This window comes from Streptomyces sp. HSS9-12, assembly GCF_054963655.1.
Genome location: NZ_JBUEGC010000007.1, coordinates 132,794 through 145,795, shown reverse-complemented (window position 1 = coordinate 145,795; position 13,002 = coordinate 132,794). Strand labels below are relative to the sequence as shown.

At 70.8% G+C, this 13,002-nt stretch carries 10 protein-coding genes; 5 read left to right on the top strand and 5 right to left on the bottom strand.

What is annotated here, in order from left to right; translation table 11 throughout:
• Positions 1-94 precede the first annotated feature (94 nt).
• The 3 genes from ACY34J_RS06155 to ACY34J_RS06145 form a co-directional block, all read right to left on the bottom strand.
• Complete coding sequence (locus ACY34J_RS06155; RefSeq protein WP_462725487.1) at positions 95-427, bottom strand: DUF202 domain-containing protein; 333 nt, start codon at positions 425-427, stop codon at positions 95-97.
• The gene (locus ACY34J_RS06150) at positions 415-840 is read right to left on the bottom strand and encodes a YidH family protein (protein ID WP_462725488.1); all 426 of its coding nucleotides are present in this window, start codon (positions 838-840) and stop codon (positions 415-417) included. Before ACY34J_RS06150 ends, ACY34J_RS06155 begins: the two co-directional genes overlap by 13 nt.
• Positions 841-901: 61 nt before the next feature.
• The gene (locus tag ACY34J_RS06145) at positions 902-1,414 is read right to left on the bottom strand and encodes an NUDIX domain-containing protein (protein WP_462725489.1); all 513 of its coding nucleotides are present in this window, start codon (positions 1,412-1,414) and stop codon (positions 902-904) included.
• Between the two features lie 341 nt (positions 1,415-1,755).
• Between ACY34J_RS06145 and ACY34J_RS06140 the strand changes: the two genes are divergently transcribed.
• The 4 genes from ACY34J_RS06140 to ACY34J_RS06125 all read left to right on the top strand — a co-directional run bounded on the left by ACY34J_RS06140 (position 1,756) and on the right by ACY34J_RS06125 (position 8,150).
• Positions 1,756-3,411: an FAD-binding dehydrogenase gene (locus tag ACY34J_RS06140; protein WP_462725490.1), complete on the top strand. Its 1,656-nt coding sequence runs from the start codon at positions 1,756-1,758 to the stop codon at positions 3,409-3,411.
• A gap of 300 nt (positions 3,412-3,711) precedes the next feature.
• Entirely contained in the window at positions 3,712-4,668 is a 957-nt protein-coding gene (locus tag ACY34J_RS06135; RefSeq protein ID WP_462725491.1) for a hypothetical protein, read from the top strand.
• Positions 4,669-4,709: 41 nt separating this feature from the next.
• Positions 4,710-6,230, top strand: coding sequence for an APC family permease (locus tag ACY34J_RS06130; RefSeq protein ID WP_462725492.1), 1,521 nt, complete (start codon positions 4,710-4,712; stop codon positions 6,228-6,230).
• An 81-nt stretch (positions 6,231-6,311) separates the two neighbouring features.
• Positions 6,312-8,150, top strand: coding sequence for an AMP-dependent synthetase/ligase (locus ACY34J_RS06125; RefSeq protein WP_462725493.1), 1,839 nt, complete (start codon positions 6,312-6,314; stop codon positions 8,148-8,150).
• Positions 8,151-8,162: 12 nt separating this feature from the next.
• Here ACY34J_RS06125 and ACY34J_RS06120 read toward each other — a convergent pair whose 3' ends face one another.
• Both ACY34J_RS06120 and ACY34J_RS06115 read right to left on the bottom strand, forming a co-directional pair.
• The gene (locus ACY34J_RS06120) at positions 8,163-10,556 is read right to left on the bottom strand and encodes a phosphoketolase family protein (RefSeq protein ID WP_462725494.1); all 2,394 of its coding nucleotides are present in this window, start codon (positions 10,554-10,556) and stop codon (positions 8,163-8,165) included.
• A 132-nt stretch (positions 10,557-10,688) separates the two neighbouring features.
• Positions 10,689-11,015 carry a chaplin gene (locus ACY34J_RS06115; RefSeq protein WP_462725495.1) on the bottom strand — a complete coding sequence of 109 codons (327 nt, stop codon included), beginning with the start codon at positions 11,013-11,015 and terminating at the stop codon, positions 10,689-10,691.
• Positions 11,016-11,643: 628 nt separating this feature from the next.
• Here ACY34J_RS06115 and ACY34J_RS06110 point away from each other — a divergent pair.
• The gene (locus ACY34J_RS06110) at positions 11,644-12,843 is read left to right on the top strand and encodes a glycosyltransferase (RefSeq protein WP_462725496.1); all 1,200 of its coding nucleotides are present in this window, start codon (positions 11,644-11,646) and stop codon (positions 12,841-12,843) included.
• Positions 12,844-13,002: the final 159 nt, after the last annotated feature.

Genomic DNA, 13,002 nt, shown 5'->3' with positions numbered 1-13,002 from the left:
GGCGCCTTGCAGCTGACCGCACCAGGTCACCTCGCTACCGGGCAAACCCTGGCTGACGCGGGACTAGTAGGCAGGTTGGGCCCCCGCCCCTGACTCAGCGCACGAGCGCCGCGCCGAAGACCGCCAGGGCGACGGTGCAGCCCGCCGCGACCGCGGCCGTCCGCGCGGCCAGCAGGGGCGGTCGCGGGTCCCCGAGCGCCTGGATCCGCCGGTGCGCCACCACCAGGAAGCCCAGCAGTACGAGCACGAGTCCGGCCACCGCCACTGCGGCTGCCGGCGACAAGCCCCCATGCAGTGCCTGCCGCACACCGAGCACCTCCACGACCGCGAGCGCCAGCGTCGTACGCCGCCACGCCAGCCGGGTGCGCTCCGGCTGCAGGCCGGGATCCCGCCGTGGCGGCTCCGCCCGGCCCACTACCGGGACCACCCGATGGTCACGGCGACCACCATCGCCAGCGCGAGCGCCGCCAGCGCGAGCGCCAGCATGGTGGGGAAACGGCTGATCGGCAGATTCTGGCCGCGGCGCATCGCCCGCTCGCAGCACACCCAGTGGTTCACCGCCCGTATGGCACACATCGCCCCGCCCACCAGCAGCAGCGCGGCGAGCGTCACCCGCAGGTTCCGGTGCAGATCGGCGAGGAACTGGGCCACCGCGAAGCCGCCGCCGACCAGCGCGAGCGCGGTGCGCAACCAGGCGAGGAACGTGCGCTCGTTCGCCAGCGAGAAGCGATAGTCGGGCGTCTGGCCCTCCGCGCCGACCCGCCCGGGCGTAAACCACAGCCGGACATCGGCGGCGATCGCCCGCAGCTTCCCGGAGACGGCCTTCACGGACACGATCATGGCTGGCACCCTACCCGGCGGGCCACTCGGCGGTACCCGGGCGGTCGCGCCTGCCCCGCGCTCACGCGCGCGTGGCGCGCCACACCCGCAGCCGGTCGAACGCCTCGCGCCCGTCCGGTACCCACTCCCACTCCGGCAGCCTGCGCTCCAGCTCCTCCTCCGTGAGGAAGGCGTGCCAGGCGACCTCCTCCGCCTGGGGGCGGACGGGCAGCTCGCAGCGGACCTCGTAGACGTACGACCACCAGGTGTGCTCCGGCGTCTCGTACAGAAACTTGAACAGCGGTACGGGCCGGGGCAGACCGGAAACCCCCAGCTCCTCCTCCGCCTCGCGCAGCGCCGCCTCGTCGTACGACTCGCCCGCGCCGACCACCCCGCCGACGAACATGTCGTACAGCGACGGGAAGACCAGCTTCGTCCGCGTCCGGCGGTGTACGAACACCCGGTCCTGGCCATCCCGCGCCAGGACGAAGACGCACCGGTGCCGCAGCCGCCGCGCATACATCTCGCCGCGCGGCGCCTGCCCGACGACCCGGTCCTGTTCGTCCACGATGTCCAGCAGTTCGTCAGCAGCCATGGCGCCCATCCAACCAGCGCGGTGCGGCGCCGCCCGCGCCAGGGAGTTACCGAACGGTTGACGTGATGCCCGGCCAAACCGAAGATTGCGAGCGAGCCGAAGGGCGCGCCGGTGTCGAGAGCGACGAGACCAAGCGACGGAGCGAGGAACGAGCGACAGAGGCGCAGTGTCGAGGTGGGGGCGCCTCCCAGCGGTAGTCCCCCTGGGCCTGACGGCCCGGGAGGTGCCCCCAGGGGGAGTCGACACCGGGTCCGAGCGCCCGGAGGCGAGCCGAGCCAGACCGGTCGGCCCGAGCCGAGGCGCCGCGTACCGGACGCGCCGCCCCCACGAGGACGGAACCCATGGCATACGACGCCGATGTGATCGTGATCGGGACGGGCCTCGCCGGGCTCGCGGCCACCGCGGAGCTCGCCGACGCGGGCCGCCGCGTGATGCTGCTCGACCAGGAGCCGGAGGCCGCACTCGGCGGCCAGGCACACTGGTCCTTCGGCGGGCTGTTCTTCGTCGACTCGCCCGAGCAGCGCCGGATGCGCATACGCGACAGCCATGAGCTCGCCTGGCAGGACTGGCTGGGCACCGCCGGGTTCGACCGCCCCGAGGACCACTGGCCGCGTCGCTGGGCCGAGGCGTACGTCGACTTCGCCGCGGGTGAGAAGCGGGCCTGGCTGCATGCGCAGGGCGTGCGGTTCTTCCCAGTCGTCGGCTGGGCGGAGCGCGGCGGTTACGACGCCACGGGACACGGCAACTCCGTGCCCCGCTTCCACATCACCTGGGGCACCGGCCCCGGCCTCGTCGAGCCCTTCGAGCGGCGGGTACGGGAGGCCGCCGCCCGCGGCCTGGTCGACCTGCGCTTCAGGCACCGGGTCACCGGGCTCTCCCGGACGGCCGGGTCCGTGGACACCGTCAGCGGCGAGATCCTTCAGCCGAGCGACGCCGAGCGCGGTACGGCCAGCAGCCGTGAGGTCGTGGGCTCCTTCGAGCTGCGCGCCCAGGCGGTGGTCGTCACCTCTGGCGGCATCGGCGGCAACCATGACCTGGTACGCAGCAACTGGCCGCAGCGGCTGGGCACTCCGCCGGAGCGGATGCTGTCCGGCGTGCCCGCACATGTCGACGGCAAGATGCTCGGTGTCGCCGAGGCCGCCGGCGCCCGGATCATCAACCGCGACCGGATGTGGCACTACACCGAGGGCATCGAGAACTGGAACCCGATCTGGGCGCGGCACGGCATCCGCATTCTGCCCGGCCCGTCGTCGCTGTGGCTCGACGCCCGCGGCCGACGGCTTCCCGTACCGCTGTTCCCCGGCTTCGACACCCTCGGCACGCTCGAGCACATCATGCGAACCGGCTATGACTACACGTGGTTCGTCCTGAATCAGCGCATCATCGGCAAGGAGTTCGCGCTCTCCGGCTCCGAGCAGAACCCGGACCTGACCGGGCGCAGCGTCCGCGGTGTGCTCGACCGGGCGCGTGCCGAAGTCCCCGGGCCCGTCAAGGCGTTCATGGACCACGGCGTGGACTTCATCGTCGAGCGGGACCTGAGCGCGCTCGTACAGGGCATGAACGCACTCACCAAGGAACCGCTGATCGACGAGGCCGAGCTGCGCCGGGAGATCACCGCGCGGGACCGGGAGATCACCAACCCCTTCACCAAGGACCTCCAGGTCACGGCCGTGCACGGGGCCCGGAAGTACCTCGGCGACCGGCTGATCCGTACCGCCGCCCCGCACCGCATCCTCGACCCGAAGGCGAGCCCGCTGATCGCCGTACGGCTGAACATCATCACCCGCAAGAGCCTCGGCGGCATCGAGACCGACCTCTCCTCCCGCGTCCTGACCGCCGGAGGCGAGCCGCTGCCGGGCGTCTACGCGGCGGGTGAGGTGGCCGGATTCGGCGGTGGCGGGGTGCACGGCTACCGCTCGCTGGAGGGCACCTTCCTCGGCGGCTGCCTGTTCTCGGGCCGTACGGCGGGCAGGGCCGCGGCCAAGGCGGTCGGCTGACCTTTCCTGGTGCGGGTCGGTACCCGCGGCTGAAGGCCCGTGGCGGTCAGCCGGCCTGTTCCGGGCGGCAACTGACACACCATGAGCGCCTGCTATCAACCTCTGAACGAATAAGCAGGGTGTAGTGCGCAGTTAGTTTTCGGCCTTGACGCGGAGCAGTGACTACCGGTTTGCTGTGCGTGATCACTGGCCATCGTTCCATGCGCGCTGACCGCCGCATTCCGACAGCAGCCGACGACCCCCCATCAGAACGCCCCGCCGTGGGCAGACAATGGCGTATGCCGTGGAGGCAGCCCGCGGATGACTCCCCCTCCACCACCCCCACCCCTGGGCCGACCGCGTAAGCGGGACAGGCTCACCTTCGACGACGCACTCGACGACAGCGCGCTCGCCGCCGCCCGGGATGCCCTCGCCCAGGGCCGGTGGACCGAGGTCCGCGCGCTGTTGGCGCACACCGGCGACGACTGGGACCGGCGCGGCCACCGGCTCGTCGTGCTCGCCGGGCGACCGGCCACCGCGGTCTGGACCCGTGACTGGCTGCTCGCCGAACCGGACAGTGCGGACGCCGCCTGCCTGCTCGCCATCGCCACCGTCTTCCGGGCGCTGAGCGGCAAGGACAGCCCTGACGCGGCGCGCGACGCGTGCCGGGCAGCGGCCCGGATGGCTCCGGCCGACCCCTCGCCCTGGCTGGGCCTGCTGATCCTCGCCGGCCGCACCGGCACCCCCGACGAGCGGCTGCACATCTTCGACCAGGTGCGCGGCCGTCACCGCGAGCACCACCACGCCCACCACCTGATGACGAAGTGCCTGGCGGAACGTCAGCCGGGCAAAGCGAGCGACCCGTTCCACGAGGTGTACGACTTCGCCGTCTGGGCAGCCGAACAGGCACCCGCCGACTCACCGCTCGCCGTCCTGCCGGTCATCGCCCACACCGAGCGCTACCGCGTCCTCGCCGAGGCCGGCATCGAACCGGCCGACCCCCGTTACTCCGGGCACTGGACCACCCGACGGGCCCGCCAGGTGCTGAAGGCCGCGTTCGACTGGTGGCTGGAATGGGACGCCGAGGGCCACCCGCGCCGGATGGTCGATCTCAACCACCTGGCGTATGCGACGTTCCACCAAGGCCGCCTGTGTGAGGCCGCGGCCCTGTTCGACAAGATCGGCCGGTACGCCGCCCGGGCCCCGTGGTGCTATCCGGACCAGGACCCCAAGAAGGTCTTCACGGCCGCGCGCAGCGCCGTACTCGGCTCCTCATAACGCAATCCCCACTTTCGTCCTCAGGGAAGGATCGTGCGGCCATGCTGACGGACAGTACGCGAGACATCAGTACGTTCAAGGGCCAGGACCGGGCGCTGCACGCCGGCCGGATCGGGCTGGCAGGGCTTCTGCTGTCGCTGCTCGCCGCCGGCGCGCCCCTGATGGTGGTGGCGGGCGTCATGCCCACCACGTTCGCGGTGATGGGGATCGTCGGGCAGCCGCTGCTGTTTGTGATCCTCGGAGTGGTGCTGGTGCTGTTCAGCGTCGGCTACGCGGAGCTGAGCCGGCATGTGCACAACGCCGGTGCCTTCTACGCCTATATCGCCCGCGGTCTTGGCGGCACCGCCGGAACTGCCGCCTCCATAGTGGCGCTTGTCGCCTACAGTGCCCTGCAGTTCGGGATCTACGGCCTCTTCGGCTTCGAGCTCTCCTCGCTGCTCGACACCTACCTCCGGGTGTCGGTCGCCTGGTGGATACCCGCTCTCGGCGGCGTGGCCGTCGTCGGCATACTGGGCTGGCTCAAAATCGACATCAATGCCAAGGTGCTCGGAGTTCTGCTGATCACCGAGATACTGCTGGTCGTTGTCGTCGACATCGCCGGGATCACCGAACCCGGCCCGGACGGCCTGTCCTTCCACGCCTTCAACCCGCACACGCTCGCCGGCGCCGGACTCGGCACCGCACTGTGCTTCTGCATCGCCTCCTTCACGGGATTCGAGCAGTCCGCTGTCTACGCGGAGGAGACCAGCCGCCCGCATGTCCTCGTCGCCCGGGCGACGTTCCTCGCCGTCGGCTTCATCGCGCTGTTCCTGGCGTTCAGCTCCTGGGCGATGACCGTGGCTGCCGGCCCGTCGCAGGTGGTGGCGGGCGCCCGGAAGGCGGGCCCCGCCCTGCTCTTCACCCTCACCGAGGCACGCCTCGGCGGACCCTTCGTCGACGCCCTGCACATCCTCTTCGTGACCGGGATGTTCGCCGCCATGCTCAGCCTCCACAACGTCGTCGCCCGGTACGCCTTCGCCATGGGCCGCGAGGGTCTGCTCCCGAGTGCTTTCGGACGGACCAACCGGCCCAGCGGCGCCGCCGCCCACGGATCGCTGCTGCAGACCGTGGTGTCCGTGATCGCGGTCGTGGCCTTCGCGATCGGCGACAAGAATCCGCAGGGCGACCCGACCGCACCGGTGCTGCAGCTGTTCACCTGGGCCGGCAATGTCGGCGCGCTCGGCATCATCGTGCTCATGGCGGCCTCCTGCGCCGCCGTCATCGCTTTCTTCGTCAAGCGCGGAGCGGGCGCCGCACAGGCCCGGCGGCTGGTGTGCGCGGGCATCGCCGGAGTCGCGCTGCTGGTCATCGCCGTATACACGGTCAAGGACTTCTCCGTGCTGCTGGGCGCCGACCCCACCTCCGCGCTGCGCTGGACGCTTCCCGGATGCATCGGCGCGGCCGTCGTCCTCGGCCTGGCCTACGGACTCGTGCTGCGCTCGGTCAGGCCCGAGCTGCACGCGCGGATCGGCCTGCGGAATGAGGCCTTCCAGTTGGAGAAGACCGCTGCGTCACAACCCTAGGCAATCGGGAAGGTTGACCGGTATTTTTCCGCTTCCCGCCGCCCGTACCGCACGGTCGGAGGGGTTTGAAAGGGGGCCGCGGTGCGCCAGTTCAGCCTTCCGCCGTTGGTGGAAACGCTGCGATCGGGGGGTCTTGCCGACTCGGTGTTCGAGGTGGCCGAGCGAGATCCGGCACTGCCGCAACTGTCGCGGCGGTATGGCGGCGAGGATGACGAGGTGGAGGTGCGCTGGTCCGATGTGACCGCGGCCGCCTTCCGCGACGAGGTCCTCGCCCTGGCGAAGGGCCTGCTGGCAGGCGGCATCGGCTTCGGCGACCGGGTCGCGCTGATGGCCCGTACGCGCTACGAGTGGACGCTCTTCAGCTACGCCGTCTGGGCGGTCGGCGCCCAGCTCGTTCCCGTCTACCCCACCTCCTCCGCGGAGCAGGTGCACTGGATCCTGTACGACTCGCGGGCCGTCGCCATCGTGGTCGAGCAGGAGGACGACGCGATGACGGTGGGCGCCGTGTGCGACAGCCTGCCGGAGCTGCGCTACATCTGGCAGCTGGACGCGGACTGTGTGGCGGAGCTTACCGGGCACGGCCTGCGGGTGCCGGATGCGGAAGTGCACCAGCGCCGCTGGTCGGTGACACCAGGGATGGCCGCCGTCATCGCGTACACCTCGGGCACCACCGGCCGGCCCAAGGGCTGCGTCATCACCCATGCCAACCTGGCGTTGGAGTGCGACACGCTGGTCACGGGCTGGCGGCCGGTCCTCGCCGAGCCGGGGGAACAGCCCTCCGTCCTGGCCTTCCTGCCGCTCTCCCATGTCTACGGCCTGATGGTCCAGGTGAGCTGTATGCGCTTCGGCGTCCGGCTGGGTCACCAGCCGGACATCACAGCCGACGCCTTACTGCCAGCGCTCGCCTCCTTCCGGCCGACGTTCCTGTACGCCGTGCCGTACTTCTTCGAGAAGCTGCTCGAGCGCGCGCGCCGGGTGGCCCATGAGGCGGGCCGCGGGGAGATTTTCGAACGAGCGGTGAAGGTAGCGATCCGGTATGCCGAAGCCGTGGAGCGGCGGAGCCTGGGCACCGGCCTGGGGCCCGGCCCCAAGCTCAGGGCCCAGCACGCCTTCTACGACCGTGCGGTGTACCAGCGGATGCGCGCGGTGATGGGCGGCCGCGCCCGCTACGCGGTCTCCGGCGGGTCGCCCCTCAGCCGTCACCTGGGCCTGGTCTTCGCCGGCGCCGGCATCAGCATCTACGAGGGCTACGGCCTCACCGAGACCTCCGCCTCGGTGACCGGCCAGCCGCTCGGACGCCTCAAATTCGGCACCGTGGGCCGGCCGCTGCCCGGCATCTCGATCCGTATCGCCTGGGACGGGGAGATCTGGGTGCGCGGCGACCTGGTGTTCGCCGGCTACCTCGACGACCGGGCAGGCACCGAGGCGGTGATGCGCGACGGCTGGTTCGCCACCGGCGACGTCGGATCCTTCGACGAGGAAGGCTATCTGACCATCACCGGGCGGAAGAAGGACATCATCATCACCAGCGGCGGCAAGAGCGTCGCCCCGGCGGTGCTGGAGGAGCGGCTGAGGGCCCATCCGCTGGTGTCGCAGTGCGTGGTCGTGGGGGACAACCGGCCGTTCGTCTCCGCCCTGGTGACCCTGGACCCGGAGGCGCTGGGCTACTGGCGGCTGCACCGTAAACAGCAGGAGGGCATGGGGCAGCCGGCCGGTGACGAGGACCTCCGCGATGAGATCCACCGCGCGGTCACCTCGGCGAACACCGCGGTCTCCCGGGCCGAGTCCATTCGCGCCTTCCGGATCCTGCCGAAGGAGTTCACCATGGCCGACGGCTTCCTGACGCCCTCGCTGAAACTCCGGCGCGGCGCGATCGTCAAGGCGTTCGCGGCGGAGATCGAGGAGATGTACCGGCACTGACACTGCTGGGCATCAGCCCGACCAGGACCAGTTCGCGACCTCCGGCAGATCCGTGCCGTGTTCGCGGATCCACGCGTGGTGCCGGGTACGGGCATCGGCCATGTCCTGCCGTACGGACACGGCCCGCACATCCAGGCCCGGCACTCGGTCGATGACGTCCATCACCAGGCGGTAGCGGTCCAGGTCGTTGCGGAGCACCATGTCGAACGGCGTCGTCGTGGTGCCCGACTCCTGGTAGCCGCGCACATGCAGCCGCTCGTGGCCCGCGCGCCGGTAGGTGAGCCGGTGGATCAGCCATGGATAGCCGTGGTACGCGAAGATCACTGGCCGGTCGCGGGTGAACACAGCGTCGTACTCGGCGTCCGGCATCCCGTGCGGATGCGACTCCCTGGGCATCAGCCGGGTCATGTCCACGACGTTGACGACGCGCACGGCCAGCTCGGGCAGCCGCTCGCGGAGCAGCTTGGCGGCCGCCAGGGCCTCCTGGGTGGGCACGTCGCCAGCGCAGGCCAGCACCACATCCGGCTCGCGGCTGCCGTCTTCGGTGCCCGCCCAGTCCCACGTCCCGGCGCCGCGGGCACAGTGGGCCCGCGCCTCCTCCAGGCCCAGCCAGTCGAAGCAGGGCTGCTTGCCCGCCACGACCACGTTCACGTAGTCGCGGGTCTGCAGCACATGCTCGGCCACCGCGAGGAGGGTGTTGGTGTCCGGCGGCAGATACACCCGTACCACCTCCGGACTCTTGTTGAGAACATGGTCGACGAAGCCGGGGTCCTGGTGTGAGAAGCCGTTGTGGTCCTGCCGCCACACATGCGAGGTGAGCAGGCAGTTGAGTGAGGCGACCGGCAGGCGCCAGGGCACGCGCCGGGCGGTTGTCAGCCACTTGATGTGCTGGTTGACCATCGAGGCGACGATGTGCACGAACGCCTCGTAGGAGGAGAAGAAACCGTGCCGGCCGGTCAGCAGATAGCTCTCCAGCCAGCCCTCGCAGAGGTGTTCGGAGAGGACCTCCATCACCCGGCCATCGCGCGCCAGGTGCTCGTCGGTCTCGAGCAGCGGGCCCTGCCACGCCTTGCCGGTGACCTCGTACAGCGCATTCAGCCGGTTGGAATCGGTCTCGTCCGGGCCCATGACGCGGAAGTCCCGGCGCTCCTCGGTCGCGGCCATGATCCCGGTGAGCAGCCTGCCGAGCACGCGTGTCGGCTCGTGCAGTGTGGCCCCGGGCTCGCCGACCGGCACGGCGTACTCTTCCAACGGCGGGATGGGTAGCGCCCGCAGCAGCCGCCCGCCGTTGGCGTACGGTGAGGTGCCGAGCCGGGCGTCGCCCTCCGGGACGCGCTCCAGCAAAAGCGGCCGGGGCCGTCCCTCCTCGTCGAACAACTCCTCGGGCCGGTACGAGCGAAGCCACTCCTCAAGCTGCCGCAGCCGTACGGGATCCTCGCGCACCCCGGCCAGCGGCACCTGGTGGGAGCGCCAGGTGCCCTCCACGGGCTTGCCGTCCACCTCCCGGGGGCCGGTCCAGCCCTTGGGTGTACGCAGCACGATGACGGGCCACCGCGGCCGCTCGGTCACGCCGTCCTCGCGCGCGGCCCGCTGGTGGGCGGCGATCCGGTCCAGGGCCTGGTCCATGGCGAGCGCCATGTCCCGGTGCACCTGACGCGGGTCGTCCCCGGTGACGTACAGCGGCTCGTGGCCGTAGCCGCGCAGCAGCTCATCCAGCTGCTCTTCCGGGAGCCGGGCCAGGACCGTCGGGTTTGCGATCTTGTAGCCATTGAGGTGCAGGATCGGCAGCACCGCGCCGTCGTGGACGGGGTCCAGGAAGTTGTTCGCCTGCCAGGAGGCGGAGAGGGGACCGGTCTCGGCCTCGCCGTCGCCGATCACACAGGCCACCAGCAGGCCGGGGTGGTCCAGCGCCGCGCCGTACGCGTGCGCGAGCGAGTAGCCCAGCTCGCCGCCCTCGTGGATGGAGCCCGGCGTCTCGGGAGCGACGTGGCTGGGCACGCCTCCGGGGAAGGAGAACTGGCGGAACAGCCGCGCCATGCCTGCCGCATCGCGGCTCACATCCGGATAGATCTGTGAGTAGGTGCCGTCCAGCCAGGTGTTCGCGAGTACCGCCGGTGCGCCGTGGCCCGGGCCCCAGATGCACAGTGCCTCCAGGCCGCGCGCCTTGATCACCCGGTTGAGGTGCGTGTACACCAGGTTGAGCCCCGGACAGGTGCCCCAGTGTCCGAGCACCCTCGGCTTGACCTGGTCCGCCGTCAGGGGCTCCCGCAGCAGCGGATTGCCCATCAGATACAGCTGGCCGGCGCTGAGATAGTTCGCCGCGCGCCAGTGGGCCTCCAGGGACGCGAGTTCCTCCTCGTCCAGGTCACGGCGACCAGCGGCGGGCTGGGGGCGGTCAGTGATCATATGGCCTCCTCGCAGGAACCGTGGGGGAGGACGGGTTCCACGGGCGCCCCGACCTCATTCGGGCGTTCGGCGGTGGCACGCGGACGGGGCCGCCGGAGATCTTCCGGCGGCCCCGTAGTGCGACCCGGCAGGTCACATGTTGGCGCAGGTGTTGCCAGAGGCCGGGCTCAGCAGGCTCAGCAGACCCAGCGCGTTCCCGCAGGCGTTGAGCGGGGTGTGGAGCGGGAGCTGAATCACGTTGCCGCTGAGGAGGCCGGGCGAGCCGGCAGCGAGGCCGTTGAGGGGCCCTGCGTCCGCCATGGCGGCACCCGCGCCACCCACCACGAGTGCACAGCTGGCGGCGGTCAGCGCCGCAGCCTTGGCGATTCGCTTCATCACCATGTTCCTTTCCGTTTGGGAATGGTGTTGTTCCAGAGCCGCCCGATCATCCTGCATGGTCGCCTCGGTGAGATCTTTCACGGCTCGGCCAATCATGTGCACGGTTCCCCGGATTCGGCGCGTACTGCTCGGCAATTCGGGTGGCCGAGCCGGAATTCTCACCGGAATGGTGGGATCGGCCGGGCATGGACGGAGCGGCTGAACGGTCATGGACAGAGTGGGGAATGCCCCGCCCGGCACGGGGATTGAGGGCATTTTCGGCCAGTGGCGACGGTCCCTTGCCGAGTGCCTTGCCCGCGTCGGCCGGAAGCCCGGCGCGGGGGCCGCTGGAAGAAACCCATTCGGCCGAATTCCCGGCTCTGCGGCAGGCCCATATGACCCGGCGGTCCGTCAGATCCACGACGGCCGACGGAAGGAGGATTCAAAGGACCGCCGCCATGAGCCTCTGTCAGAACGGGACCGTCGGCAGCTGGGCAATGCCACCGGCGGTGCACATCGATCGGTGGATTGCTGACACGGTCGGCCCATCTGTGCGCGTCTCACGTGATTTGGATTTCGCTATCTGCGATCGTCTGGCCCTGTTTGACATGCTGATTATCGGAGGAGTGGCCATGCGGAATTCCTTGGACGTACGGGCCGAGCTGCCGACGCCCGACGACCGCATGACGCACATCGACGTCGACCAGGACCGCCATACCGACCATCGCCGATGAGGGTGCTCCACATCATCACCGGCCTCGGCTCCGGCAGCGCCGAACAGCAACTGCGGCTGCTGCTGCGCCATTTGCCCGTGCACTGCGACGTGGTGACGCTCACCAGACCCGGGGCAGTCGCCCACGGCATCCGCAGCGACGGTACCCGCGTCATCGATCTGTGCATGCGCGGTGACGACGACCTGAGCGGGCTGCCCCACCTGGCGCGACTGATCCGCACCGGCAGTTACGACCTGGTCCACACCCACCGCTACCGGGCCTGCCTCTACGGCCGGACCGCCGCTCGGCTGGCCGGCGTACGGGCCGTGCTCGCCACTGAACACTCCCTCGGCGAGGCCCATATCGAGGGCCGCCCGATCACCCCCGCCGTCCGTGCCCTGTACCTCGCCACCGAACGACTCGGCGCAGGGACGGTCGCTGTCTCCGCCACGGTCGCGGACCGGCTGCGTCACTTGGGTGTGCCGGGCCACCGCATCCACCTGGTACCAGGCGGCATCGATGCCCGGCACTTCCGGTTCGAGCCCGCCGCCCGGGCCGCCGCCCGCGCCCGGCTCGCCCTGCCCGAGCACGCCTTCGTCGTCGGGGGAGTCGGCCGGCTGGTGCCGGGCAAGCGCTACGACGTTCTGCTGCGGGCCGTCGCCGAACTGCCCGAGGCCCGGCTGCTGCTCGTCGGCGACGGACCCGAACGCACGGCCCTCCAGCTCCTCGCGGAACGGCTCGGCGCCGCGAGCCGGATCCGGCTGCTCGGCGAGCGCGACGGCGCCGTCGCCAGCACGGCGGACAAGCCCTCTGGCATCCCGGGGCTGCTCGCCGCGATGGATGTGTTCGTCTCCCCATCCACCGAGGAGGCCTTCGGGATCGCCGTCCTCGAAGCCCTGGCCGCCGGACTGCCCGTGCTGCACGCCGCCTGCCCCGCCCTCGACGAACTGCCCGCATCCGCCGCCCCCGGAGCGCGCCGTATTCCGCCCGGCGTCCGCGCGCTGGCCGATGCCTTGCGCGACCATGTCGCGGCCGGTGCGCGCCGGAGGCTCCCCGTACCCGCCGCCGTCGAGCGCTACAGCGTCGTCCGCAGCGCGGACCGCCTCATGGCCCTCTACGGACGTACGGTGGGCCACCGCCGAGTCCGTTCCCTGCGCAAGCTGCGGCCTCGCACGCCGTACCACCCCGATCCCGCCGTGTCCGAACCGAAGAGGTGACCGGCGACATTTGTGGCAACCAGGACTCGCCCCATTCCACCGGGACCTGGTCTTCGACCCGACGGTGAGAAAGAGCCGCACGCTTCGCGCCTTCCGCACTGTCCACGAGGTCCCTGGGTGAGTGACGCCGGCGACGGGGGACGCACCCCCGGCATCCGA

Bases quoted from the DNA above. Each gene is read 5' to 3' on its own strand.
- ACY34J_RS06130 (WP_462725492.1), top strand. From the start codon at position 4,710: ATGCTGACGGACAGTACGCGAGACATCAGTACGTTCAAGGGCCAGGAC.
- ACY34J_RS06150 (WP_462725488.1), bottom strand. From the start codon at position 840: ATGATCGTGTCCGTGAAGGCCGTCTCCGGGAAGCTGCGGGCGATCGCC.
- ACY34J_RS06140 (WP_462725490.1), top strand. From the start codon at position 1,756: ATGGCATACGACGCCGATGTGATCGTGATCGGGACGGGCCTCGCCGGG.
- ACY34J_RS06120 (WP_462725494.1), bottom strand. From the start codon at position 10,556: ATGATCACTGACCGCCCCCAGCCCGCCGCTGGTCGCCGTGACCTGGAC.
- ACY34J_RS06135 (WP_462725491.1), top strand. From the start codon at position 3,712: ATGACTCCCCCTCCACCACCCCCACCCCTGGGCCGACCGCGTAAGCGG.
- ACY34J_RS06110 (WP_462725496.1), top strand. From the start codon at position 11,644: ATGAGGGTGCTCCACATCATCACCGGCCTCGGCTCCGGCAGCGCCGAA.
- ACY34J_RS06145 (WP_462725489.1), bottom strand. From the start codon at position 1,414: ATGGCTGCTGACGAACTGCTGGACATCGTGGACGAACAGGACCGGGTC.